At 30.9% G+C, this 24,254-nt stretch carries 29 protein-coding genes; 5 read left to right on the forward strand and 24 right to left on the reverse strand.

The window, feature by feature from the left end; all coding sequences use genetic code 11:
• Positions 1 to 285 precede the first annotated feature (285 nt).
• The gene (locus J3E06_RS00795) at positions 286 to 522 is read right to left on the reverse strand and encodes a DNA-directed RNA polymerase subunit H (RefSeq protein WP_013180415.1); all 237 of its coding nucleotides are present in this window, start codon (positions 520 to 522) and stop codon (positions 286 to 288) included.
• Between the two features lie 538 nt (positions 523 to 1,060).
• Between J3E06_RS00795 and J3E06_RS00800 the strand changes: the two genes are divergently transcribed.
• The 4 genes from J3E06_RS00800 to J3E06_RS00815 all read left to right on the forward strand — a co-directional run bounded on the left by J3E06_RS00800 (position 1,061) and on the right by J3E06_RS00815 (position 4,587).
• A complete protein-coding gene (locus J3E06_RS00800; protein ID WP_013180416.1) occupies positions 1,061 to 2,590 on the forward strand; it encodes a homocysteine biosynthesis protein in 1,530 nt (509 codons plus the stop codon).
• Positions 2,591 to 2,716: 126 nt separating this feature from the next.
• Positions 2,717 to 3,115 (forward strand): 4Fe-4S binding protein, encoded by a 399-nt coding sequence (locus J3E06_RS00805; protein WP_013180417.1) that lies wholly within the window; start codon positions 2,717 to 2,719, stop codon positions 3,113 to 3,115.
• A 204-nt stretch (positions 3,116 to 3,319) separates the two neighbouring features.
• Positions 3,320 to 3,577 (forward strand): MoaD/ThiS family protein, encoded by a 258-nt coding sequence (locus J3E06_RS00810; protein WP_013180418.1) that lies wholly within the window; start codon positions 3,320 to 3,322, stop codon positions 3,575 to 3,577.
• A 53-nt stretch (positions 3,578 to 3,630) separates the two neighbouring features.
• The gene (locus J3E06_RS00815) at positions 3,631 to 4,587 is read left to right on the forward strand and encodes a TIGR00269 family protein (protein ID WP_013180419.1); all 957 of its coding nucleotides are present in this window, start codon (positions 3,631 to 3,633) and stop codon (positions 4,585 to 4,587) included.
• A 166-nt stretch (positions 4,588 to 4,753) separates the two neighbouring features.
• Here J3E06_RS00815 and J3E06_RS00820 read toward each other — a convergent pair whose 3' ends face one another.
• From J3E06_RS00820 to J3E06_RS00835, 4 genes are all read right to left on the reverse strand, one after another.
• Entirely contained in the window at positions 4,754 to 6,130 is a 1,377-nt protein-coding gene (locus J3E06_RS00820) for a PFL family protein (RefSeq protein WP_013180420.1), read from the reverse strand.
• 296 nt (positions 6,131 to 6,426) lie between these two features.
• Complete coding sequence (gene dcd, locus J3E06_RS00825) at positions 6,427 to 7,032, reverse strand: dCTP deaminase (protein WP_013180421.1); 606 nt, start codon at positions 7,030 to 7,032, stop codon at positions 6,427 to 6,429.
• A 140-nt stretch (positions 7,033 to 7,172) separates the two neighbouring features.
• Positions 7,173 to 7,823 (reverse strand): tRNA methyltransferase, encoded by a 651-nt coding sequence (locus tag J3E06_RS00830; RefSeq protein WP_013180422.1) that lies wholly within the window; start codon positions 7,821 to 7,823, stop codon positions 7,173 to 7,175.
• A 182-nt stretch (positions 7,824 to 8,005) separates the two neighbouring features.
• Entirely contained in the window at positions 8,006 to 10,759 is a 2,754-nt protein-coding gene (locus J3E06_RS00835; protein WP_013180423.1) for an STT3 domain-containing protein, read from the reverse strand.
• 416 nt (positions 10,760 to 11,175) lie between these two features.
• On the opposite strand from J3E06_RS00835, the gene J3E06_RS00840 reads away from it, so the two are divergent.
• Positions 11,176 to 12,108, forward strand: coding sequence for an MraY family glycosyltransferase (locus J3E06_RS00840; protein WP_013180424.1), 933 nt, complete (start codon positions 11,176 to 11,178; stop codon positions 12,106 to 12,108).
• 308 nt (positions 12,109 to 12,416) lie between these two features.
• Here J3E06_RS00840 and secY read toward each other — a convergent pair whose 3' ends face one another.
• The 19 genes from secY to J3E06_RS00935 form a co-directional block, all read right to left on the reverse strand.
• Positions 12,417 to 13,745, reverse strand: a complete 1,329-nt coding sequence (gene secY / locus J3E06_RS00845) for a preprotein translocase subunit SecY (protein ID WP_048187163.1) — start codon at positions 13,743 to 13,745, stop codon at positions 12,417 to 12,419.
• 581 nt (positions 13,746 to 14,326) lie between these two features.
• Positions 14,327 to 14,758, reverse strand: coding sequence for an uL15 family ribosomal protein (locus tag J3E06_RS00850; protein ID WP_013180426.1), 432 nt, complete (start codon positions 14,756 to 14,758; stop codon positions 14,327 to 14,329).
• A gap of 47 nt (positions 14,759 to 14,805) precedes the next feature.
• Positions 14,806 to 15,270: a 50S ribosomal protein L30 gene (locus J3E06_RS00855; RefSeq protein WP_013180427.1), complete on the reverse strand. Its 465-nt coding sequence runs from the start codon at positions 15,268 to 15,270 to the stop codon at positions 14,806 to 14,808.
• A gap of 160 nt (positions 15,271 to 15,430) precedes the next feature.
• Positions 15,431 to 16,096 carry a 30S ribosomal protein S5 gene (locus J3E06_RS00860; protein WP_013180428.1) on the reverse strand — a complete coding sequence of 222 codons (666 nt, stop codon included), beginning with the start codon at positions 16,094 to 16,096 and terminating at the stop codon, positions 15,431 to 15,433.
• Positions 16,097 to 16,105: 9 nt separating this feature from the next.
• The gene (locus J3E06_RS00865) at positions 16,106 to 16,690 is read right to left on the reverse strand and encodes a 50S ribosomal protein L18 (RefSeq protein WP_013180429.1); all 585 of its coding nucleotides are present in this window, start codon (positions 16,688 to 16,690) and stop codon (positions 16,106 to 16,108) included.
• Positions 16,691 to 16,884: 194 nt separating this feature from the next.
• Positions 16,885 to 17,334 (reverse strand): 50S ribosomal protein L19e, encoded by a 450-nt coding sequence (locus J3E06_RS00870; RefSeq protein ID WP_013180430.1) that lies wholly within the window; start codon positions 17,332 to 17,334, stop codon positions 16,885 to 16,887.
• A gap of 158 nt (positions 17,335 to 17,492) precedes the next feature.
• A complete protein-coding gene (locus tag J3E06_RS00875; protein ID WP_013180431.1) occupies positions 17,493 to 17,897 on the reverse strand; it encodes a 50S ribosomal protein L32e in 405 nt (134 codons plus the stop codon).
• Between the two features lie 8 nt (positions 17,898 to 17,905).
• Positions 17,906 to 18,454: a 50S ribosomal protein L6 gene (locus J3E06_RS00880; protein ID WP_013180432.1), complete on the reverse strand. Its 549-nt coding sequence runs from the start codon at positions 18,452 to 18,454 to the stop codon at positions 17,906 to 17,908.
• Between the two features lie 87 nt (positions 18,455 to 18,541).
• Positions 18,542 to 18,934, reverse strand: coding sequence for a 30S ribosomal protein S8 (locus J3E06_RS00885; protein WP_013180433.1), 393 nt, complete (start codon positions 18,932 to 18,934; stop codon positions 18,542 to 18,544).
• A gap of 37 nt (positions 18,935 to 18,971) precedes the next feature.
• Complete coding sequence (locus J3E06_RS00890; RefSeq protein ID WP_013180434.1) at positions 18,972 to 19,133, reverse strand: 30S ribosomal protein S14; 162 nt, start codon at positions 19,131 to 19,133, stop codon at positions 18,972 to 18,974.
• 11 nt (positions 19,134 to 19,144) lie between these two features.
• Positions 19,145 to 19,690, reverse strand: a complete 546-nt coding sequence (locus J3E06_RS00895; RefSeq protein ID WP_013180435.1) for a 50S ribosomal protein L5 — start codon at positions 19,688 to 19,690, stop codon at positions 19,145 to 19,147.
• 192 nt (positions 19,691 to 19,882) lie between these two features.
• Entirely contained in the window at positions 19,883 to 20,617 is a 735-nt protein-coding gene (locus J3E06_RS00900) for a 30S ribosomal protein S4e (protein WP_013180436.1), read from the reverse strand.
• Positions 20,618 to 20,628: 11 nt separating this feature from the next.
• Positions 20,629 to 20,988, reverse strand: a complete 360-nt coding sequence (gene rplX, locus J3E06_RS00905) for a 50S ribosomal protein L24 (protein ID WP_013180437.1) — start codon at positions 20,986 to 20,988, stop codon at positions 20,629 to 20,631.
• A 30-nt stretch (positions 20,989 to 21,018) separates the two neighbouring features.
• Entirely contained in the window at positions 21,019 to 21,417 is a 399-nt protein-coding gene (locus J3E06_RS00910) for a 50S ribosomal protein L14 (RefSeq protein WP_013180438.1), read from the reverse strand.
• Between the two features lie 22 nt (positions 21,418 to 21,439).
• A complete protein-coding gene (locus J3E06_RS00915) occupies positions 21,440 to 21,766 on the reverse strand; it encodes a 30S ribosomal protein S17 (protein ID WP_013180439.1) in 327 nt (108 codons plus the stop codon).
• 449 nt (positions 21,767 to 22,215) lie between these two features.
• Positions 22,216 to 22,578, reverse strand: coding sequence for a ribonuclease P protein component 1 (locus J3E06_RS00920; protein ID WP_013180440.1), 363 nt, complete (start codon positions 22,576 to 22,578; stop codon positions 22,216 to 22,218).
• Between the two features lie 165 nt (positions 22,579 to 22,743).
• A complete protein-coding gene (gene yciH / locus J3E06_RS00925) occupies positions 22,744 to 23,052 on the reverse strand; it encodes a stress response translation initiation inhibitor YciH (RefSeq protein ID WP_013180441.1) in 309 nt (102 codons plus the stop codon).
• A gap of 212 nt (positions 23,053 to 23,264) precedes the next feature.
• A complete protein-coding gene (gene rpmC / locus J3E06_RS00930; protein WP_013180442.1) occupies positions 23,265 to 23,474 on the reverse strand; it encodes a 50S ribosomal protein L29 in 210 nt (69 codons plus the stop codon).
• Between the two features lie 35 nt (positions 23,475 to 23,509).
• Positions 23,510 to 24,166, reverse strand: coding sequence for a 30S ribosomal protein S3 (locus J3E06_RS00935; RefSeq protein ID WP_013180443.1), 657 nt, complete (start codon positions 24,164 to 24,166; stop codon positions 23,510 to 23,512).
• Positions 24,167 to 24,254 lie beyond the last annotated feature (88 nt).

The raw sequence follows: 24,254 nt of genomic DNA on the forward strand, positions 1-24,254 counted from the left end.
TAATGGGTATTAAAATTCAATCATAACATCAAATTAAATGATTTATCATATAACAAGATACTGTATTTTAGACATTTGCCTTACATTTATTGACAATTTAGGTAATAATGTAATTTAATATATTTTTATTTTTAATCTTTATTTTTATTTTTAATATACAATGTTTAAGTTCGTAATTATCGCTACGAGAACGTTTAAAGCTTAAATAAAATTTGCAGATTTGCAATGTTTAATGATTGACTTGTGCTAAAAAATTTTATGTCGTATATACCCATACATAACAACTTAGATGTTTGTAGGTACTACTAATCTATAGTATATTGTTTCACCAGCAGTTTCACTTGGGCGAGTAATTTTAACCACATCACCTTCTTTTGCACCTATTTCAATAACCACAGGGTCAATATCGAGCAACTTCGGCAATTGTTGAATTTTTATGTTATACTGCTTAAGTAAAAGTGGTATTTCTTCTTTGTCAATAATTTCATGCATTGGAACCATGTTATGAGACAATAGCTTCACAATTTGGCCTCCTTTAGTTTAAAATAAATATAAAATAACAATTATAAGTTATACAATACGATAATTTTTTTTCTATTTGTATAATACTTAATAACATTACGAATTTACATGAATTATAAAGTTAATTAATTATTTAATAAATATATCAAATAATTGAAATTTTTTTACATGTGATATATATCATACAAATTATTGTATAAATTTATCGTGAAATAATAGTATCATAAAAAGTAGGGATATCTACTATATATTACTTTCTGTTATTTAAAAAAATAATTGTACAATATATAAAATAATATAAATAGGTATTAGATAATAAAAAATCTTTTTAAAATATCTTTAAAATATCTTTAAAATATCTTTAAAATTGTACGAATATACAAGATGTAAAAAATCATAACAAAAATAATATAAATATGTATTAGATATACCATAAGATTAAACTTATTTACGATTACAATATTTAAAAAACAGTTGTATGTACGACTAAATACGATTAATACTAATTTGTAAGGTATAGAACTTCGAGAGGGTTCGCATGAAAACAATAAAACAAATCAACGAAAAAATCAAAAATGGTGATGCAGTAATCGTAACTGCAGAAGAGATGATATCCATTGTAGAAGAAGATGGTGCAGAAAAGGCCGCCGAAAGGGTGGATGTAGTAACAACAGGTACTTTTGGAGCAATGTGTTCAAGCGGAGTATTTTTAAATTTTGGACATTCTGACCCCCCTATCAAAATGATGAAGACTTACTTAAATGGTGTTGAAGCATACTCAGGTATTGCTGCTGTTGATGCTTATTTGGGTGCTACACAAGCTAATTCTGATGATGATATTGGTATCGATTATGGAGGTGCTCACGTAATAGAGGACCTTGTAGCAGGCAAAGAAATAGAATTGGAAGCTGAAGGATATACTACAGATTGCTATCCGAGAAAAAGGGTATCTACATTATTAACAATTGATGATTTAAATCAAGCAATGTTATTTAACCCGAGAAACTGCTATCAATCGTACAATTCTGCTACAAATAGTAGAGACGAAAAGTTATACACATATATGGGCAAATTATTGCCAGAATTTGGAAATTTAAACTATTCCGGTGCTGGACAACTTAACCCTATGCAAAACGACTTCAATACCACAACAAAAACGTACAACACTCTTGGCGTAGGTACAAAAATCTTTGCAGGTGGTGCACAAGGATATATCGCTGGAGAAGGTACTCAGCATAGTCCCGCAAGTGGATTTGGTACATTATCCATACAAGGGAACTTAAAAGAAATGGATACTAAATTCATTAGGGGAGCTACGATACCGAAATACGGCTCAACTTTGTTTATGGGTATTGGGATACCTATTCCTGTGTTAAACTCAGAAATTGCTCAGACCTGTGCAATTAGAGATGAAGATATCAAAGTTCCTATTCTTGATTACGGCATACAAAGAAGAGATAAACCTACAATTGGAACTACAAACTATAAAGATTTAAGAACTGGTAAAATATCAATAGAATTAGATATTAACGGTGAAAAAGTAGATAAATGTATTAGAACCACCTCTGTTTCAAGTTATAAAACATCCCGTGAGATTGCTGGCGAATTGAAAGATTGGATTATTAATAAAGAGTTCTTCTTAACTGAAAGAGTTGCAAAACTTAATACGTCTGCTCCAAAACCTATGAAAGCAAATGCAAAACTCGTAAGAGATATAATAAAAAGACCTCCAATAGTTGCAAAACAAACCATTTCTGTTTCAGAAGCTTCTAAAGTATTGATTGAAAATAATATAAATCACTTACCGATAGTTGATGAAAACGACTGTATAATGGGTATTATTACATCGTGGGACATTGCAAAAGCTATGGCTCAAAGTAAAAGTGCTATTTCAGATATTATGACCCGATATGTTGTATGGGCCTCACCTGACGAGCCTATCGAAATGGTTGCTAAGAAAATGAGTGCAAACAACATTTCCGGATTGCCGATTGTAGATAACAACAAAAAAGTACTTGGCGTAATCTCAGCAGAGGATATCTCAAAATTAATTGGACATTATATGTAATTATATAATTATGTAAAAATTGATGATTTGAACGACAAAATACAAAAATAAATTAAAAATAAATTAAAAATAAAATAACTCAAAACAAGATAAATTAAATCATCAAAAGGTTTGTAGGTGAATAATTTGAAAAAAAGAATATTTTATTGGATATCTGGAAGAAATGTAAAAAAGCCAATCGTTTCAGATATAATAAAAAGTTATGATGTAGATGTTAGCATTTTAAAGGCTAAAATGGAACCAAGCGAAGGTTTTTTAACCTTGGAATTAAATGGTAATGATGATAGCGTATTAAAATCCGTAGATTATTTAAAAGAATATGGTGAAGTAGAAGATATTTCACAACCTATTCAAAAAAAGGAAGAAAAATGTATCGATTGCGGTGCTTGTATTGTACATTGTCCAGTTGGTGCAATCAAATTTGAAGAAGACTTTTCAGTTGCTTTCGATATTGACGAATGTATTGGCTGTAAAACTTGTGCTAAAATATGCCCGACTAAAGCAATTATTGTACACGACCTTTAAAACAGATTACAAATTAACTAATTTATTAATTAGTTTTATTATTTTTAATTATTTTCAAATTTTTTAAGTATTTTTAATTGTACTATGTATAGGGATAAAAATACCAAAATCTTTAAATTTAATTAGATACATTTCTATTTTTTAACATAGTATTATAAATTTTATTATAAATTTTAATATACATCTTATTATTTTGGTGATATTATGACACTAAATTTAAAAGTAAAATTTTTTGCAAGTTGTAAAGAAAAATTCGGTAATGAAATAGATTTAAAAATTGAAAAATCCAAATTAACAGTTGAAGAATTGGTTTTGGAATTAAAAAATAACAATATTGACATTAAAAATGATTTTGAAACTGGAAATGTGATTATTTCATATGATTTTGAAATAATGGGAAGCGATGACGTTATTGAAAAAGACGGAGAATTAGGGATATATCCACCAGTTTCTGGCGGTTAAGTTAGTTAAAATAATTAGTTAAAATAGATAGTTAAAATAAATACGGTGAAATTATGACTACAATTTCCAAATCCAAATGTGGAAAATGTGGAAACGCATTTAATGATGATAAATTATACTTTCAAAAGCATTCTGGAGTTAAATTCTGCGAAGAATGTTTTATAAAAGATACAAAAAGAAAAATAAGAAAAAATCTCGGTAAAGATATTTTAAAAAATCATATTACAATCGCTGTTGGAATTAGTGGGGGTAAAGATAGTTTAGTAATGGCCTATGTATTAAACGAATTCTTTAAACAAATTCCTAATTCCAAAATCATTGGTATTATGGTTAATGAAGGTATCGAAGGATTTAGAAATGACGGAATTGAAAAAGGAATAAAATTCTGTGAAAAATTCGGTATTGAGTACCATATTGCTACATTTTCAGAATACATCGGCGCAAATCTTGATGAAATTGTAAATATTGCGAAAGAAAAAAATATGACTATGAATCCGTGCTCTTTTTGCGGTGTGATTAGACGTAAAATATTAAATAGAGTTGCAATTGAAAAAAAATGCGATTATTTGGCAATTGGTCATAATTTAGACGATATTTCTCAAGCTGTGATGATGAACTATATTGAGGGTGATATTAAAAAACTCGCAATATTGGGCAAATCATCAAATAGTGATAAGTTTGTTAAACGAATAAAGCCTCTTTCAAAGATTCCCGAAAATGAAGTCAAATTATTTGCAGATATTCTTAAAATGGACTATCACAAAGCGCCTTGTCCGTACTCTTGCTTATCATATCGTTCAGAAGTCTCTGACATTATAGATATGCTCGAAGAAAAGCACGCTGGAACTATGTACTCTATTGTAGCAGGCTACGAGAGACTTCTTGAACATTTGGAAGTTCCTGGAGATATAACGTTATGTGAAAAATGTGGTGAACCGTCTGCTTTAAAAATTTGTAAAGTATGTAGTTTTTTAAAAGATTTGGGATTGGAAAAAAACTCTAAATTTTAAATAAACTATTTTTTAGTTTTATTATTTTATATTTTATATTTTATATTTTATATTTTATTATTTTATAGTTTATTATTTTATAGTTTATTATTTTATTATTTTTTAAAAAAGTAAAAAAGAAATTTGTATTTATCTTATAATTTATTATTTTATTATAGTTTAATAATTAGTTTGTCATTGATTGAATAGGTGCTGGTATTCTACCGCCTCTTTCGATGAATTCCTCTGATGAAAATTCACTTACGGGCATAATTGGAGCTGTACCTAACAATCCACCATATTCTACGTGGTCTCCAACGTCTTTATTTGGAACTGGTATCAATCTTACAGCGGTTGTCTTTTTGTTAACCATACCGATTGCCATTTCATCTGCAATGATTCCTGAAATTGTTGAAGCGGGTGTTTTACCTGGTACGGCAATCATATCTAAACCTACTGAACATACGCAAGTCATAGCTTCTAATTTTTCGATTTTAAGAGCCCCTACTTCTGCTGCTTCAATCATACCTGCATCTTCACTTACTGGAATAAATGCACCACTTAAACCACCAACGTTTCTTGAAGCCATAGCCCCACCTTTTTTAACTGCATCGTTTAATAAAGCGAGTGCTGCTGTTGTACCGTGTGTACCACATCTTTCTAAACCCATAGCTTCCAAAATGTTTGCAATACTGTCTCCAATTGCTGGTGTTGGTGCCAATGATAAATCAACGATACCAAATTCAACGCCCAAGTTTTTAGCAACTTCTCCACCGATTAATTCACCCATTCTTGTGATTTTAAATGCGGTCTTTTTGATTTGGTCGCTTACTACGTCGATTCTTTCTCCAGGTAATTTTTCGAGTACTGCCCTAACTACACCAGGACCTGAAACACCTACATTTATAACTGAGTCTCCTTCACCTACACCGTGGAAAGCTCCTGCCATAAATGGATTGTCCTCTGGAGCATTACAAAATACAACGATTTTAGCACAACCTATTGCATCTTTGGTTATTAATGAGGTTTCTTTTACAATTTCCCCCATTTTTTTAACCGCATACATATTTATACCAGCTTTTGTTGTAGCTACGTTGACTGATGAGCATACTCTGTCTGTTTTTGTCATCAATTTTGGTATTGATTGGATTAATCTTTTTTCCCCAGGTGTTGCTTTTTTCTGAACTAATGCTGAATAACCACCGATAAAGTCCACGCCAACGTCTTTTGCGATTTTATCGAGTGTAATACCTACTTCAACACAAGCGTCGATAGCTTCTTCCTTGTTCAATCCTTTTAAAGTAGGACCCATTATTAAACCGATAGGTGTCACTGATATCCTCTTATTTACAATAGGAATTCCGTATTTGTCCGCTACTCCATTTGCTGTTTCTACGAGATTTCCGCCCAATCCAGTCACTTTTTGGTATATATTATCGGTCAATGTATCCAAATCTTTATCGACACAATCTTTTAAGTTAACTCCCAAGGTAGTTGTCCTTATATCCAAATTTTCGTATTCTATCATTTTTACGGTTTCTATAATTTCATCGGCAATATACATATTTAAACACCTTTTAATTTTACTTTGTGATTTTAAAATTTGTTTTTCTTGTTTTATTTTGACATATTTTGCATTATCATAAATTAATCTATAATATGAAAATGATATTTCATACATATGTGCGTTTTAAATTTAAAGTTAATGTTTTTTTGAAATAATTTGTATATAATTTTATGGGTAATATTACTCCAATTAAATATATTAATGAAAACTAATAGAAAAATAAGAAAATAAAAAATAAAAAATAAATAAAAAAATAAAAGGATTATAAAATAATATTTAGATATATAACAATATTATTCAAAATCTTTTTTAATTAATGAGTGCATTACAGAATTCTGCCCAACATATTTTGAACATTCTCTTTCTGAATAACCCACCTTTGAAGGTGTTAAAGTTTTACTAAATATTAATTGCCCAACTCTTTGATTTTTATATAATATTACTGGTTTATCATATGCCACGATTTCCAAAGTTATTTTACCGTGAAAACCTGTATCAATCCAACCCGCTGTTTGATGAGATTGCAAAAACACTCTTCCGAAACTACTTCTTCCTTGATATTGTGCACATATGTCATTTGGAAGTTTTATATACTCGTTTGTAGTACCTAAAAGCCCACCACTGACGATTTTATCAACATTGTATTTTTCTTTAAAATGTTCAATTGTAGGCTCGTCAAGATGGTAATTTAACGGGCATATCATTATTGAATCATCAATACTAAATTTTATAGGCACTAATTCCTCCTTAATGTCATAAACAGGACTCGAATACCGTATAAACTCGCTCCCCAATGTAACATCATAAGAGCAAGGACCGACACATTTTTCATTGAATGGCGTAATGTCCAAATTTCCATTAGCTATTTCATTTAATATATCAACATCGCTTAACATCATAATTTCACCAAATTAGCCCAAATTTTTATAAATAACACATAATGCCCAAAATAATCGAATTTATTAACTTAATAAATTAATAAATTAATAAATTAATAATTTACTAAATAATTAACTAATTAAATTGTAAATCTGATGATTTATTGATTTTCATCATTACATTCTTTATCAAAATCATCATATTCTCCTTCTAAATCATTCATAATAACATTCTTACCGTTTTTACAAGGTATTACTTTTATTGTAGAGTCTTCATATTCAGAGTATAAGTTTTTGCCCATTGTTAATCTATCTAAAAATATGGCAATCGCTGCAACTTCAGAATGCGGTTGATTACCCACAGAAATGTTATAATCTGCTAATTCATACGCTTCACGAGGTACTTTTTCAGCACCGATGATAACTAAAAGATTTTTAGGTACTTTTTCATTCGAGTTATTATTATTATTATTATTATTATTATTATTATTATTATTATTACCAGTAGGATAAACCTCATTTATAATTTCTGACATTATTTCGTTTATATTTTCGCCATACATTGTTAAATGTGCCACAATCCCGTTGTTCTTTTTAAATTCTTTTACGTAAGATTTCCACGAATCAGCCACTTTGAATTTAAAATCTCCGCCCCAACTTTCCGTAATCCGGTCTACACTCCCATTTACGTGTTTATCGCTACTCGTGAATATTATATTACTTGCACCCAATGCTCTTGAGGTAAGTGCTACGTGTGTAGATATCCTCTTATCTCGTTCGCCCCTGTGCCCTAATCTCATTACTTCTATCATAAAACCACCGATAAATTAATTTTGTGTTTCATCCTTAATTAAATTTTATAAAAAGATAATACTCTCTTAAGTTAATTCAACATTATAATTTATATAAATAACGATAACAGATTTAAAAATAAAATCAGATATTTTAAAAATAAAATAAAATAAAATAAAAAAGAAATTTAATTAATTATTTATTATTTTGAATAATTACCGTAATCTACGCTAAATACTTTAAATCCTGGTTGTACACCTGTTGCAGTCGGGTCAGTTGAAGCTTTTTCAAGTTTCATTGTTTCTAAACCTTCACCGTTGAAGAAGTGTAATTTTGAATATACGCTATCTTCCAAGTTTTTAGTAGTTATCCAAGAATTTGTGGTATAAACTGGATTACCAGAACCATCTGTACCAATTATTGAATTCTTATTAACGTTCATTAATAAGCTTAATTCACCATCAACACTTGCTAAAGTATTGTACATTTTAGTTTCTCCATTTTCTGAAACCATTAATTTTACTTTATGCATACTTAATTGTTGAGTCTGTATTTGACCATCACTTGATACTGCCATCATAGCTCCGGTTAAAGTTTCGTTATTAACTTCAATTAACGCATAAATTGAATAATCATTGGTTTGTTGAAGTAATGACCTAACAACTAAGGTATCATTCATAGTTGTTGCATAAGTATTTAATGCTTCGAAAGAACCTGCTTCTCTTTCACTTCTTGAAGTATCTGCAGGTAAACTGAAATTCCAATTACCGAAATAACTCCATACTGAAGCTATTGAAGTCATTCTGTTGTAAGTAATTAAATAATCTGGATTTGTAATTTCTGGGTGCGTTGCATCCAAAATTTCAGATATTTCAGTATCTGTGAATTTATAGGTACTGTTTTTCAAAGTTTCTTCAGCTTCTGTTTTTGTTAACGGCAATATCTCATTTAATACATCAACCGTATTCGCAATAGAACCTGTCTTTTTAATCAGTACACTATCACTATTGTATGCTTTATCACCTGAAGAAGCTAACATCCTAAATATACCATTTGAAAGACTTTCATCAGATGTTGCGAAAGCTCTACCAACCCAGTATGCCCTTGGAGTGTTTTGAGTACTTCCATCGAAAGTTACCATTCTTTCAGTTTTCCAAGTGTATATGTGTCCGTTATCCCACCAACAAGTTATAACTGAATTATTTGGTGTTTGTGTATTTATCCATTCTAAACTTTCTCCCCAACCATCATTATAGGTAGGTACACTGTAAAATGGAACTATTGCAGCCATTGTAGGCGTGATTAACCCAATTGCTAATAATATCATAAATAATTTATTCATTACTAACTTTTTATTAGATTCTGAAACCATATCTGCTATTTTATAGATTATTAAGAGCGCTAATGATGCGAGCATTATTCCTTCTGCGATAGGTACATAATCTGAAGGGAATAATATTCTTAATAAATCCCCGTTATCTGCTTTATATGTTGAATATAATGAATATAATGCAATTATGGCAATTGTTGGATAAGCAACATATTCATATTTTTTATCAAGATTATTTTTAATAAATTGTTCAATAAATCCTGTGAATATACCCACACCAATTGATAATGGGGGTACCATCAATGCTACAAACCGTACACCTTTTGATGCTGCCCAGAATGTAACAGCTAACCAAATTACAAGGAGTAAAGCATATTTTACATCTATTTTATCAACTAATCCATTCACAATTTGCTTTGTAGGGGTTAATACTTTTCTAAATAAGGATAAGAAAATACCAACTAAACCTATAGCAAATAAGTATATACTACTCAGTGAAGAACTTACCATTTCGTCAAAGGATGCAGTATCTAACTCAGATACCGTAGTTAAAACGTTAGGCCATCCACTTGTTGATGAAACTTCATCTAATCCTATATAATTTAATGGAGCTTCAAAAGCACCCATTATGGTGTTTGTACCATATAATGCAGTTATTGCTATTGCACCACCAATAACAAATAAACCAGCTACTTTTAAAGTGTTTAAAAATTCTAAATTTTCAACTTCAACTTTTTGAGCACTTCTACTATTTTTATTTTTATTATCTTTGTTGTATTTTGCATCGTGGCTATATATTAGCCCCTTGTAAATTAAATACAATACCAAGAACGCAATTATAATATAGTACCCATACCACCAAGCTGACCACATAAATGGATATGCAACAAGCATTATTGTAGCCAATAAACCAAATAATAGTGATTTAGGGCTTTTGTCCTTTGAATAGTGCATTGCTTCAATTATAAACCATACAATAAATAATAAAGGCAATATCTCCAATACTGGCGTATCTGCAAAACCAGCTATTGTTTTTACGAATATTGAAGGCGATAAGGATGTTAAAATTGCTGCAACAGCTCCGCCGATATCACTTGAAGTTATTCTTCTTACGATGAAGAAAATCGGAATAACTATAAACATACTTAATATTGCAGGAACCCAGAATGCTGCGTTCATCAATGTAACTGTTGAATCCATAGAGTGCCATATTTGATAAACACCCACCGTTAAAACATTTATTAAGTTAAAAGTTGCGGGAGCCCCCGTAGGCCCGTATTTATAAGAATCCCATGGAATTTCTTGTCCATTTACATCTTTTAGGGTATCTCCAGTATGTCCATATTCGAGGTAATCTTCAGACATCCTTAAGTAATAATAAGGGTCCAATGCTGTTAAATACATTCTTCCATTGTCGTCTGAAAAAATATCTAAGTATTGTTCGTTTGTCGTAAAACTCATATCTGCAGTTTGCGCCCTCATCTGAAAGCTTAAAAATGCTAAAAATATAATAATTAATATTGTTTTTGCACATTTTACTTTCTTATCTTGAAAATTAAAATTAAATTTCTTCGAGTTTGCAGTTGCAGAGGTAGAATTTTTGACATTTTCGTTGTTTTCAGTCATTTTATTCCCTCTGAAAAGATATTTAGGAATATTTTAGATATCTTCAATATAACCATTTTTTTTTAATATTATGTAAATTTATAATAATATGTTAAATATAATCGATAATAATAATTAAATTATTTCATACAATATATTTAATTATTAAATAGATATTTATTTACATTTAATATATAATTTATTGGATATTGGTTAGATATCAAATTGTAAATTAAATTTATTTCGTATTTGGATTTATTAAATAATTAGTATCGTATTTAGTATTATATACTTATCTAATCATTTAATAGCTATCTATATATAATTTATGAATTAATTTCTATTGTTGTATTGTAATAGTGCATATATTGTAATATTACATATTGATGTTGCTAATATTAATTATACATTGTTAAAAAGATTATTTCGGTGTAATTATGATTTATGAAAGTGTTAATTTAGGGATAAACACTGTTTTTTCAAAAGGATATGGTTTAATAATAGTTTTAGGTTTTTTTACGAGTATTATATTAACCAAATTTATGATTAATAAGATGGTAAATTGTAAATTTGGAATGGATTTGCATAAAAAAGAGAAATTAAAAGTTGCGGAAATGGGCGGGTTAGCAATATTACTAACTTTATCGATATTTTTACCATTTATAGAAGCTAATTTATTGTTGCCTTTATTAATAGCGGGTATATTGGGCATCATAGATGATATTGCTAAATTATCACCTAAAGAAAAACTCTTGATTCTTGCACTTTCTGCAATACCTATTGGTTTATTGCTTGGTTTAAGCCCATTACCCATTATTTTGTTGATGGTTGGCATATCAATATGCTCAAACTTCACAAATATGCTCGCAGGATTTAATGGTCTTGAAATAGGTACTGGCACACTTGCATCATTGTTCTTAGCATTAATTATGTTTCAAAATGGGGACATTGTTGGATTCAACAGTTTGATGTTGTTTTTTGCAGTTTACTTGGGCTTTTTAATATATAATAAATATCCTGCAAAAGTATTTCCCGGAGACACTGGAACATTACCAATTGGTGCGTTTTTAGCAACTGTTGCGGTTTGGAAAAGTGCGGTATTACCACTCGTTATTATTATGTTGCCTTACATAGTTGATGCAGGCTTAAAATACTATAGTGCAGGAATCACAAAAAGAGAAGACCATAAACCTACACAATTGCGTGATGATGGTAAACTTTACGTAGGAGGAGGTTATTTATCATTACCTCGATTAATACTTATGAAAAAACCGATGAAAGAATATAATATCGTTTTCGCCATTTGGGGCTTAGAAATGTTATGCGGAATATGTGCATTACTTGTAAATTCCACGATTAAAATAATTTAAAAATTTATTTTTTTTATATAATATTTTTTTTGTATATTTTAAGATATTTGTATTTTTAAACTATTTTAAAATAAAAATTCCAACATACCTATTAATTAGAATTATACTTGCAAAAAATCATACTTAAATAATAAACTACGAAAAAAATAAAACAATAAAAAAAATTGGGAACATTTGGGGTATCAAATATAATTTGATAATAAATAGTAAGTATTATGGTATATAAATATTAGGATTTAAAGTTATTAATTAAATCATTATTTAATTAGTAGTTAATTAGTAGTTAATTAATAATAATTAATTATTACTTACTTTTTAACTATTTTCGATAACATCGGGTGTAAATCAGATAACTGTTCTTGAACTAACTGTTCATAGAACCTGTAAACGATTGATACTGTAAGTAATACCCCAGTACCGCCACCTAAAGCACCAGTGAAGTCTGCGAGTGCTGCAAGGAGACCTACAAATGCTGAACCCATAACTGTGATTGGTTTAATGTATCTTTTTAACCTGTTTTCAATGGATTTATTACTCTTTCTAAATCCTTTAATTGCCATATTTAAACCGCCAAGTTTCTTTGCCATTGATTTAGCGTCGAGTCCTGAGGTTTCAACCCAGAATAAACCGAATAATACACAAAATCCGATTAAGAACAATGTGTAAACTATTGCGTGAATTGGGTCAGATATTACGCTCGATAATCCATAAGGGGTCGAGAAATAGTATGCAATACCATCTATCGCCCTACCATTTGCATAATTACCCAATATAGGGAATCCTACTTTATATAATACCAAACCCCAAAGTTGGAAGTTTGCAAATAAAGCTGCTGCAAGAATTACGGGTAAGTTTGAAACGTAAATAAACTTAATTGGATATTTACCTACTGCACCTTTAACTCTACCGTGAGCCAATGGTATTTCTACCCTAATACTTTCAGCATAAACTACAACTAAGAATACGGATATTGTTGCGAGTATTGGCAATATGTATTCTAAAGCTGGCCCCATACTTCCTGAAACCATTGCGGTAAAGAATTTCCATAAATAACCTTGTGGACCTAAAGCACCTACGAATATTGTTTGGGAAACCCCTGCTGCAATGAATAAACCGATACCAGAACCTATACCATATCGTGAAACAATTTCATCTAAATAGATAAGTAATATAGCACCGATTGCTAACTGCAATATTAAAGCTAATGACATCGTTGGCGTAAGTGCACCAAAAGCTCCTGCCAATACGAACATTCCAGCTTCTAAGAAACATAAGAATATACCAAATGCTTTTTGGAGACCTTGGAATAATGCCCTATTATCTGGTTTTGACATATCTAACTTAACCAGTTCAGAACCGATTAACAGCTGCATTATAATACCTGCTGTAACGATAGGACCAATACCTAATGTGATAATAGTTCCCATTTTTGATGCAGTAACAGTCTGCCAAAAGTCAAACAATGCGGGAATTTCCGAACCGCCAGTATAAACATCTATTGTACCCAATATGAAATATAATAGAAGTACAATTCCTGTCCAGTAGAGTTTACCTTTAAATGATATATCCCTATCAGGTCTCTTAACTTCCGGTATATATTCTAAAACGGGTCTTATTTTTTGAAGAAATGATTCCAAAATATCACCCAATATGATACATATTGTAAATTTGTGAGATTTAAAACTATAAGCTTAAAAATTATATACAACATTCGTACATTATTATGCCTACAATATATTAAATTACAATACGGGTTTTATTTATGATTTTAATTATAAATTATGTATTCATAGATTAATAGTTTATAATCTATGGATTTAGTTGTATAATCTCCTAATTACATCAACATACAATTACATAGTATATTAATATAACGATTTAAATCTAAATTAATTACCAAATATTATTAAAAATATTAACTTATTTTTAACTATTACAAACACTATAAACAAGAATATTAGATTTAAACCTTTTAAAAGAGTATTCACTAAATTTAAAGTTGATAATACACTTATTTTTTAAATTAAATGGTAAATATCTACAAATTCCATAAAATACTTTTTTAGCGATACTTTTCAAAAAAAGCTTTTTTTCATAGATTTTTGCATAGTATTCACTATCATAAAAAATAAAAGCCAAAAGAAGAATTATTTGAATGCTAATTCTAATTTTATGGTTGTTATTCTTAAAATTTTTAAGAATAAAACGTTTTTCAGAATTATAATTCAACAGCTTCTCCCCCTGCTGCTTCTAATTTTGCAACTGCATTTTCTGAAAATTCTACTGCTGAAACTGCCATAGCTAATGAAATTCTACCTTTACCGAGTATTTTATCAAAACCTAAAGCTGCTGCATCTACAACGATTTTGTCGCCGTCTTTTTCGAATGCGTCAATGTTGCTTAAAACATATTCTTGGAGTTCTCCAACGTTGATTGTTTTCAAATCTTTGATAAGGCTTGCGTGTCTTACAAATCCACTTCTTCCGAAGTAGTCAGGGTTGAATTTACAGATGCTTAACCATTTATGTTTCTGAACACCTGCGTTACCTCTACCCCCTCTGTGACCTGCGCCTCTATGCTTTTTAGCTTCTCCATAACCGCAAGTTCTGGAGCCTCTTAATTTAGTAATTTTTTTACTTTTTCTAATCATTAAGACCACCTTAAATTACAAATCTAACTATAACTTAAAAAAGTTAATTACATCATCTTTATAATTAAATCGTTTATTTTTCCAGCTCTGTAACCTAAGGCTCCACCTACTGAAAATGGCCTTTTGATTCCTTCTTTGTCATATCCTTTTCTTGGAGGGTGTAATCTGAATACAGGTTTTACTTCTGTATCTTTTAACTTGATTTCGCCAGCCATAACTTTTTCAGCGAATTCTGAAACTGATAAATCTGTAGATTCTTTAACAATTTCTTCACTTACTCTGTTATTGCCTGCTAATCTTCCTCTTTTCAAGATTAACTTTTCAAAGGTTTCGTTGTCAATTTCACCGTAGGTTACGAAATCCTTAACCTTTTTAACCATTCCAATGTAGTGTTCATTTTCTGGAACGATTACACAGTGGTTTACCTTGTGGAGTCTTAACATTTTTAATGTATCAGCGATGTCTCTTTTTACGCCAACGCTTCCTCTTACTCTAATAACTGCGTAAGCCATGTTTTCACCATTGACCTTTTTATAGGCATTATATGAATTATCCGCTAAATTTTAAAATAAATTCAACCAAATATCATATAATTTATTGATATATTTAATAAAAATTAATTATTACACCAAGTATAATAATTAATTTATCGTTTTTAGATTATCGAGCTAATTAGTAAACTTTACCTTCTTTAAGACCTAATTTAGCCTTTTGAGCAGGTAAACATTTTACAAAGTTTAAGTTGTTTAAAGAATCAAATACAGCTAATGCAAAGTTGTATGTTGTTCTTGTGTCTCCGAATGTTTTTGTCCAAACATCTTTAACACCAGCAAGTCCTAAAACTGACTTAGCAACATTACCTGCAACTAAACCTACACCTCTCGGTGCTGGTATGATTTGAACTTTAACACTACCGCAATTACCGTCTGCTGTGAATGGAATTGAGTGTGGTCCACCGCAACCGCATTCCCACGAACCGCAACCTACTCTAACTCTAATGAGTGATAATTTTGCGTGTGCGATAGCTTTTCTAATAGCTGGGCCAACTTCTTTAGCTTTACCCATGCCTACTCCAACGTAGCCGTTTTTGTTTCCAACTACTGCTGTAGCTCTGTATCTTGCCCTTCTTCCTGACTTGTGCATTCTTTGAACTAATTTAACGTCCAAAACTTGCTCTTCAAGTTCAGGTAAAAGTACATCAACAATCTCTGGTTCAAGTATAGGAGTACCTTTATCGATGATTTCGTCGATTGAGGTAATTTGCCCTTCCTTTACTAACCTACCAACTTGAGTTTTTGGTTCCCAAGCATCGGTGTTAAATCTTCTTTTTTCAGCCATTTTATCACCTTACAAGCTAAGGATTTTTTCTTTTATTTCTTCAAAGTGTGCTGGCAAATCTTCAGGGTTTAAACCTTTTTCTAAGTACTTTGAGAATTGTTTCTTGTAAGCGTCTTCGTCTTCAGCTTTTAAAACTTTTGCATATTCAGCGATGTGAGCACCTGAAAGTCTTTCCTCATTACCGATGATTTCATCACCGTGTGGAATTTCTAAGCCTGCATCAAGAGCACCTTTTAAAACTGCGAATATTGCAGCTCCTTTTGTAGCTCTGTGTAAACCTTTATCGAGTACTGCTTCTTCAACGCCTTCTTTTACAGCTTTTTTACCAATCAATAAACCTGTTAAGTACGCTGTTGGTAAATTACCACAGTGTCCTTTATATCCTAATTTAACAAGCTCTTTTGAATGTGCTGAAGCTAATATGATATCTCCTTTCTCATCGTAAGCTACTATTTGAGCTACAATGTTGTTCAAGGATTTTCTCGCAACTAATCTTGGCTTACCAGACAATAATAATCCTAATCTTTGTCTGAAATCTGTTTTTCCTTCTCTTCTTCTTCTAAAAGGAACTCTGTACTTGGCGTTTCTTGCCATAACCATTCCTCCTTATAACTTTAGTTATAAATCAATAATAATTACGTATTATTAATAATTAATTAATAATTAGTTATTAATTATTTAATAATCAAATAACATGAATTAATATATATTAACTCTCTCGCAATTATTAGTTTATTAATTATAAAGGATAATTATTTTATGAAAAAATTAATAAATCAAAACACTAATTATTCGCTTAAGATACCGTGATCTTTCATGTAGAGTTTCATGTGGTTTCTACTTCTGAAAGCGCCACCTTTAGCCATTCTGTACAATTTTCTGTACTGTGTTCTTTCGATTTTATCTTCTTCTCTCATTTCTTTTAACATTCTTCTTAAAGGTCTAATGGTGTTAATCCATTTTTCTTTCTTAGGAGTTCTTGCACCCTTAGCACCTTTTCTAGAACCTTGGCCTTTTCTTTTGCCTTTTCTTTTCTGTTCTTGTATCTTTTTCTTTCTTGCGCTACTGATACCCTTTTCTTGCTTTTTAACAATGATACCGTCTTTAACTAAAGCTCTAATATCATCTTTGGTAATTGCAAGTTTAACTTTTTCTAAGTTTTCAGGGTCAACCCATACTCTATCAATACCGCAATCGAGTATGTTAGCTGCAATTCTTCTTTGAGTTGATACATCCATAATATCACCTGTCTTTACATTTTCAGACGTATGGATTCGATTGTTATAATTGCAATAACATTAATTCATGAGAATTACTCTAATTAGCCTGAATTTGATAATTGAATTATAGAATTGAATTATTATTATTTTTAAATAAATTTTGAATTTTTACTTAATTATTGTAATAATTCTTCTTGTTTTTGTTTTGAAATGTTTAAAATTCTAATATTTAATTCGTTAGCTTTTTTAATCATTTCAATTCTTTTTCTCTTACCAACTGTTGATGCAATTCTTGCTGCCTGAGTTTCAGGGTTTAAAGCTGAAATCTCTTTAACGTTATTAACAAGAACGTCTTCCAAACCTGATGGATGAAGATTCCTTACTAATGCAGGACATCTGTATCCGATTTTAACTACAGCAGCTCTGTGTTTCAATCCAATTCTCATACCACTGTGTTTACCGAATGGTCTTCTCCAGCTGGTACCGATTCTTGCGGTTCTGTGGCTATCTTGTCTTTTGAATTCAGGTCTTTTCTGTTTCATTTTGAGTTTTAATCTCATTAATCTTTTAAAATCACTCATGAAACCACCTATAATACCTTACCTGCTTTTTCAACGATGTAGATACCGTCTTGGAATACTCTTGTATCTCTTCCGCTTACTTTAGTGGCTTGTTCAATGTTTGCAGCAGTTTGACCAACAAATTCCTTGTTGATTCCGCTAACTATTACTTGTTCACCGCTTACTTTAACAGTGACATTAGGCATTACTTTTGCATTTCTTGGGTGTTTTTCACCTAAGAAGTTGTCAATAATTACAATGTTGCCTTTAACACTTACTTTCATAGGAAAGTGGGCGTATTTAATTGCTAATTTGTAATCAAAGCCTTCAGTAACTCCTTTTATCATGTTAAGAGCGTGTGCTTTATATGTACCTACCATAGCGGTCTGTTTTTTATTCGGGAAAGAACATTGAATAACAAGTTTATCATCTTCTAATGAGAATTCGATTCCTGTGTAATTTAATGTTTTTTCTAATTGTTTACCGCCGGATTTTACAGTAATGTTGTTGCCGTTTAGTTCAACATTTACATTTTCTGGGATAGAAACTTCTTCCCTTATAATTGCAGCAACTGGCATAACTATACCTCCTCGTCTTATCGTATGAAAATACAATAATAATGAATAATATCTTAGGATATTAGCTTATAAATTTGCTTAACGCAATTAATAGATGTATGAAATTAGCCTTCCACCAATTCCGGCATCTTTTGCTTCATCGTGAGTCATTAACCCCTTAGGGGTACTTACGATTAACAAACCGAAACCTTTTGCTGGTAAGTATCTCTTTTCAAACTTTTCAAATTCTTGGTTTTTAACTGCGAATCTTGGTTTTACAGCGCCACATTTATTAATCTGACCAATTAATGCTACTTTGTAAACTCCCGCTTTACCATCTTCAATGTATTCAAAGTTTCCAATGTATCCTTGGTCTTGCATAACTTTGAGTACTCTTCCAATTAATTTAGATGCAGGTTTTAAGTAAGCTGTGTTTTTACCTACGTTTTCACAGTTGGATATATGGTTCAATGCGTTCGCAAGAGGGTCCATTAAGCTCATACTGTTACCTCCTTGTCCTTTCTAATCCTTTCATCACTTAATCGTACTTTTTAAATCCTAAGTTTTGTGCCATTTCTCTAAAGCATTGCCTACATAAGTTTAAGCCGTATTTTCTAATAATTCCCGGTCCTTTTCTTCCGCATCTTTTACAAACCTTGGAACCTTGTCCAAATTTTTTCTTGAACGGTGCTTTTGTCATAAATAATCACCTTATTCTTCAAGTACTTCCATATCGAATGTTGCTTTAACTAATTCGATAGCTTCGACTTTTTTAACTAAGTGTTTTTCAGGAATTGTGTTTCTTTTAAGCTTTCTTGATTTAACTCTGTATCCTGGCTTTTCAAAAGTTACACATACGTCCATACCGTATATTCCAACTGATGGGTCGTATTTTTGGCCTGGGAAGTCAATGTGTTCTGGAACACCAAATGAAAAATTACCGACTTTGTCAAATGACCTGTCGTATAATACCTTACCAGATGCTTTGAAAGCAGTGAATGCGTTCTTTAAAAACTCTTCAGCTTTAATACCCCTTAAGGTAACTTTCAATCCAATAGGTAATTTTTTCCTGATTCCGAATGCAGGGTTAGTTTGTTTTGCTAAAGTCCTTACAGGTGCTTGTCCAGTAAGGTCTTCAATAACCTTAGCCCCAATAGTTAACCTATCGCCTGCTTCACCAACACCAAAGTTTACTGTAACTTTTTGAATTCTTGGTTTTTTCATCGGTTCTTTTTCCCATATTTCTTGGAATGACATATTTTGCCCTCCTAATCTTTTTAGGGTTCTTGTTTCTAAAACTATATTTTTAGAAATAATAGTTAGAAATCTTTGAAATTAACCAATTTCAATTATCATAACAATAATTAAAATTAATTCAAAGTTAGCTAATTTATAATAGTTGTTAATAAATCTTTAATCATTATTAATTAATTGATAAAAACCATTTAATTATAAATTGATTACCGGTTCATTGTCGCCTACGATAAATACGTAATCTTTAACGGTTTTAAATTGTTCGCCGTCTTTTGTTTCAAGTGTAATTATATCTGCATATAATTTTCTTTCTTCAATTTCTATAATTTTAGCGAATTCTCCAACGTGTTTACCGCCAGTAACGTATGCTAATTTGTTTTCTCCAAATTGAACATGTCCTGCAATTTTTTGTTCAGGTATTGATAATAAAATACTGTCGCCTGTTTTGTAAACGTCTTCTTCTGCTTTTGTAGCATCTGCAACGGTTATTATTTGGTTTCTACCATCGTGTAAGTTTAACTGGATGTGTCCGCCTTTAATAACTGTTTTGTTTACAATTTTACACAATTTTACGCCAGCTTCTTCAACTTTTTTCAAAGTTAATCTTCCGGATTCGTCAAACAATACAACATAATTCTCGTTAATTAAAGGAACTGAAATTAAGTCCATTAATCCTACTGGAAGTTTGTATTCTTTTCTCTTTTTACCGTCGATTAAGATTTTTCCTGTTTGGATAATCTTTTTAGCTTCTCTTGAATTGTCAGCGTATTTTAATACATCTCTTATTATCAATAACAATGGTAATGATTTATCCATTGCGTGTGAACCAGGTGCAGGTCTTACTGTGAATGTTCTGACTTTTCTTGGGATTTGCCAGTTTGCTGGAGCGGCTAATCTTTTTAGATGTCTTTTAGGTCCTTTAACTGCCATGCTCACACCTCTTATTTATTAGCGTTTTTAAATCTCTTATCGTCTGAATCATCCAACTTTACAATCATCACATTTGATGGATGTATTGGGTAGGATTTTTCTGTACCATCTTGCTTTTTGTTAACTACGCCAGCTACAACAACATTATAGTTTTTGTAGTTTACGCTTGTAACTTCGCCTTCAACGCCTTTGAAGTTTCCTCTCATAACTTTTACCAAGTCTCCTTTCTTCAAAGGTATTGAATTTTTATTTAATTTTTCTTTTAACTCTTTTGACAACATAGCTGACATTAAGTTATTTCTTAAATGTAGCGGTGCGTTATAGAGTGCTTTTCTTTGCTTTCTTGGCTGTTTTGAACTAGTCAACACCATTATTCCACCTTACTTATTTTTGTGACTCGATTAGTGAATAATTTTAGCCAATCTTGAAACACCAGGCCATCTTTCAGCAGCTTCTTTTGAAACTGGACCTTTGATTTCTGAACCTTTTGGTGTTCCTTCTGGTGTTACAATAACTGCTGCGTTATCTTCAAACTTAACTCTTGAGCCGTCTGCTCTTTTATATTCTTTCTTCTGCCTGATGATGATAGCAGGTAAAACTTGCTTTCTCATTTCAGGAGTACCTTTCTTAACTGAAACAAAAACCATCTGACCTACACCAGCAGCTGGTAATCTTCTAACTACACCAGAGTAATTCTTAACTGATATAACTTCCAATTCTTTAGCTCCTGTATTGTCTGCACAGAATATTCTTGCTCCGTTTGGTAATGACCTTACTACGGTTGACCCGATTCCTTTCATGATATTCACCCATTTAAAGGAATTATTCTTGTATTGTCTTTTCGATTACTACAAAAGATTTTGTTTTGCTGATTGGTCTGCATTCCATAATTTTCACGATGTCTCCAACTTTCGCTGCGATACAAGGTGAGTTGTGTGCAATCATGCTAACTGTTCTTTTTTCGTATCTCTCGTACTTTGACAAGTATCGTATAATTTCTCTTTCGATTACAACTGTGTTGTGTCCTTTATCTGAGGTTACTACGCCTTCAAATGTTTGACCTCTAACTGGTAATTTCCCGTGGAAAGGACAGTTTATGTCATCACAAACATTTTCAGGAGTTTTTACATCAATTCCTATGTTTGTCATTATTATACCTCCAGATATAGAGTGTATTTGTATATATGTGATACATATAATTATTAATTGGTATAGTCCCAGAGTAAATACGGGTTGCAGGTATATAAACATTTTTCAGATATATCATTACGATAAATAATTACGATAAATCACCATAATAATATCAAAATTCAATATCGATAAATATTTTTTTCTGTCAAATTTATAATAATACTCATAAATCATACAAAATTAGCAAATCACTTTGCAATAATCAACATATCAATTAAAATCAATAGAATTACTAAAATCAATAGTATACCAATTTTAATATAAAAAATATTGATTATGTTTTGTATAACCCATATACTTTTAATATACACATTTAATAGATTTTTAAATGCATCTTGGGACCATTAAAATAATTTCTAACGATTATAATAGGGTTATCCTTTAAACGCCAAATTAAAATTTAACATTTAATAAGGATAAATTTTTTTAAACTTTCTTTTCAACCTATCTTCAGGTCTTCCAATAAGTAAATTTCCATCGATTTTTACTTTAAAAAGACCCTCGGAAGTAGTTATGTCGAATTGAAATACTGCAATATCTTTTGGAATTTGAAACTCCTTATATAGATATTGAACGTCATCGTCTAAGTTTTCATTCTTTTGTTCGATATGGACAGAAGAATTCACTACTTTGGACTCAATGGTCAAGGTATTTCTTGTTTCGTCAACAATTACTCCCTTTTTACCGATAAGTTGTTTGTTGGTACATTGAATTACTTCAACGCTTAACCCTATTAACTCATGTCTGAGAATATCTTTCGAAATTTTCATGGGTGTCCCTACCCAAATAAAGGCTTGAGGGTGTACATTTACGTATCCACTACCTTTTCAATAGTATTTAATGTATTAATGTATCTATTACATTTTAAATAATAATGTATTATGTTAGTATGGTAATATAGTATATAAACTTAATTACGTCATTACATTGCATTATTATCTTACGTCAATCATATTTTTTGAGAAGCCCATACCTATGAGAATGTCTTCAGCTTTTTTCCTATGATCGCCTTGCAATTCAATACTATCTTTCTTAACAGTTCCACCGCAAGCACAGATATCTTTCAATTTTTTCGCAAGGTCTTTAACGTCTATAAGGTCTGCGTCGAAGCCCTCAACAACAGTCATTAATTTACCAAACCTACGTTTGGTAATGTAAACTTTTATTTTTTGTTCTTCTTTAGCTATTTCCTCACAAACACATAAATCTTTAGGTAAACCACATATTGGACAAATCTCCGGCATTAATGCACCTCTCGTTTTGATACAACGTTCTGTATTTTTTACATTTATAATATATTAGTTTATAGTATTTTATAGTATTTTATATTAATTTTATGCTATATTTATAGCTATTAATTTATATTATTTAAAGTTAATGTCGATTTTTTATAAATTTTAAATATTTTTAGAAATATTATTACAAATAATACGTACATTATACTTAAATTATCAAATTAAGCATTTTGTGCTTCTTTTTCTTTGATGATTGTCAATACTCTTGCAATTGTTCTTTTGAGTTCCTTGATTTTACCAGGGTTTGAAGGTGAACCGCCTGTTGCTTTATTAACGCCTTCTTTCATTAACTCTTTTTTCATTTCAACAATTTTTTCTTGCATTTCTTCGAGTGACAATTCCCTGATTTCATTTGCTTTTAAGATTGCCATCTTACCACCTTTTTATGTATTTGGTGTTTATCGAATTATTGTTCTTCAGTTGCTTCAACTACTTCAGCTACTTCAACTACTTCTGACACTTCTTTAATTTCTCCGGAAGTGATTACGATTTCGTCAGGTAATGATACATCAGGTAACATAATTTTAACTGTAACCCCAACAACACCCAATTTTAATTTTGCGAGTTGGTGTGATTTCATAACTAATTCTTCTGATGGTTCACCACAGTGTTTCATGTATCCGTCCATGAACTTTTCAGTTCTTGACCTTTCACCGGATAATTTACCGGAAACGATAATGGATACACCTTTTGCACCAGCGTTCATAACTCTTCTTACTGCTGAGTGTGCTGTTTTTCTGAAGTGCATACCTTTTTCGAGTGAAGCTGCAATTTTATGACCTACTACTGCAGGGTCTAAATCAGCGTTTTCAATCTGTTTAACTTCTATTTGTGGGTTTTCGATTTTGTAAACTGTTCTTAAGGTTTCAGTTAATTCTTTAACCATTTTACCTTTTCTACCAATTACAAATCCAGGTTTTTCAGCAAATACTGTAATTCTTGTACCTATTGGTGTCTTTTTAACATCAATGTGGCTGTATCCAGCTTTTACTAACTTTTTACAAAAATATTCATTAATTAATGCTTCTGAAACATTATTTGTAACGAATGTTCTTTCAATCATTGTTTCACCAATATTCAACGATTCACCATTAGTTCTTAACTTTTGTTCTATCGTTTAGATTAATCAAACTAAACTAAGGTAATCATTT

This window comes from Methanococcus voltae (assembly GCF_024807655.1).
GTDB classification, from domain to species: domain Archaea; phylum AGJL01; class Methanococci; order Methanococcales; family Methanococcaceae; genus Methanococcus; species Methanococcus voltae_D.

Excerpts from the sequence above, each read along its gene's own strand:
- J3E06_RS00800 (WP_013180416.1), top strand. The coding sequence starts at position 1,061 with ATGAAAACAATAAAACAAATCAACGAAAAAATCAAAAATGGTGATGCA.
- J3E06_RS00810 (WP_013180418.1), top strand. The coding sequence starts at position 3,320 with ATGACACTAAATTTAAAAGTAAAATTTTTTGCAAGTTGTAAAGAAAAA.
- J3E06_RS00815 (WP_013180419.1), top strand. The coding sequence starts at position 3,631 with ATGACTACAATTTCCAAATCCAAATGTGGAAAATGTGGAAACGCATTT.
- J3E06_RS00820 (WP_013180420.1), bottom strand. The coding sequence starts at position 6,130 with ATGTATATTGCCGATGAAATTATAGAAACCGTAAAAATGATAGAATAC.
- dcd (WP_013180421.1), bottom strand. The coding sequence starts at position 7,032 with ATGATGTTAAGCGATGTTGATATATTAAATGAAATAGCTAATGGAAAT.
- J3E06_RS00830 (WP_013180422.1), bottom strand. The coding sequence starts at position 7,823 with ATGATAGAAGTAATGAGATTAGGGCACAGGGGCGAACGAGATAAGAGG.
- J3E06_RS00835 (WP_013180423.1), bottom strand. The coding sequence starts at position 10,759 with ATGACTGAAAACAACGAAAATGTCAAAAATTCTACCTCTGCAACTGCA.
- J3E06_RS00840 (WP_013180424.1), top strand. The coding sequence starts at position 11,176 with ATGATTTATGAAAGTGTTAATTTAGGGATAAACACTGTTTTTTCAAAA.
- J3E06_RS00850 (WP_013180426.1), bottom strand. The coding sequence starts at position 14,758 with ATGATTAGAAAAAGTAAAAAAATTACTAAATTAAGAGGCTCCAGAACT.
- J3E06_RS00855 (WP_013180427.1), bottom strand. The coding sequence starts at position 15,270 with ATGGCTTACGCAGTTATTAGAGTAAGAGGAAGCGTTGGCGTAAAAAGA.
- J3E06_RS00860 (WP_013180428.1), bottom strand. The coding sequence starts at position 16,096 with ATGGCTGAAAAAAGAAGATTTAACACCGATGCTTGGGAACCAAAAACT.
- J3E06_RS00865 (WP_013180429.1), bottom strand. The coding sequence starts at position 16,690 with ATGGCAAGAAACGCCAAGTACAGAGTTCCTTTTAGAAGAAGAAGAGAA.
- J3E06_RS00870 (WP_013180430.1), bottom strand. The coding sequence starts at position 17,334 with ATGGATGTATCAACTCAAAGAAGAATTGCAGCTAACATACTCGATTGC.
- J3E06_RS00875 (WP_013180431.1), bottom strand. The coding sequence starts at position 17,897 with ATGAGTGATTTTAAAAGATTAATGAGATTAAAACTCAAAATGAAACAG.
- J3E06_RS00880 (WP_013180432.1), bottom strand. The coding sequence starts at position 18,454 with ATGCCAGTTGCTGCAATTATAAGGGAAGAAGTTTCTATCCCAGAAAAT.
- J3E06_RS00885 (WP_013180433.1), bottom strand. The coding sequence starts at position 18,934 with ATGAGCTTAATGGACCCTCTTGCGAACGCATTGAACCATATATCCAAC.
- J3E06_RS00890 (WP_013180434.1), bottom strand. The coding sequence starts at position 19,133 with ATGACAAAAGCACCGTTCAAGAAAAAATTTGGACAAGGTTCCAAGGTT.
- J3E06_RS00895 (WP_013180435.1), bottom strand. The coding sequence starts at position 19,690 with ATGTCATTCCAAGAAATATGGGAAAAAGAACCGATGAAAAAACCAAGA.
- J3E06_RS00900 (WP_013180436.1), bottom strand. The coding sequence starts at position 20,617 with ATGGCAGTTAAAGGACCTAAAAGACATCTAAAAAGATTAGCCGCTCCA.
- rplX (WP_013180437.1), bottom strand. The coding sequence starts at position 20,988 with ATGGTGTTGACTAGTTCAAAACAGCCAAGAAAGCAAAGAAAAGCACTC.
- J3E06_RS00910 (WP_013180438.1), bottom strand. The coding sequence starts at position 21,417 with ATGAAAGGAATCGGGTCAACCGTAGTAAGGTCATTACCAAACGGAGCA.
- J3E06_RS00915 (WP_013180439.1), bottom strand. The coding sequence starts at position 21,766 with ATGACAAACATAGGAATTGATGTAAAAACTCCTGAAAATGTTTGTGAT.
- J3E06_RS00920 (WP_013180440.1), bottom strand. The coding sequence starts at position 22,578 with ATGAAAATTTCGAAAGATATTCTCAGACATGAGTTAATAGGGTTAAGC.
- yciH (WP_013180441.1), bottom strand. The coding sequence starts at position 23,052 with ATGCCGGAGATTTGTCCAATATGTGGTTTACCTAAAGATTTATGTGTT.
- rpmC (WP_013180442.1), bottom strand. The coding sequence starts at position 23,474 with ATGGCAATCTTAAAAGCAAATGAAATCAGGGAATTGTCACTCGAAGAA.
- J3E06_RS00935 (WP_013180443.1), bottom strand. The coding sequence starts at position 24,166 with ATGATTGAAAGAACATTCGTTACAAATAATGTTTCAGAAGCATTAATT.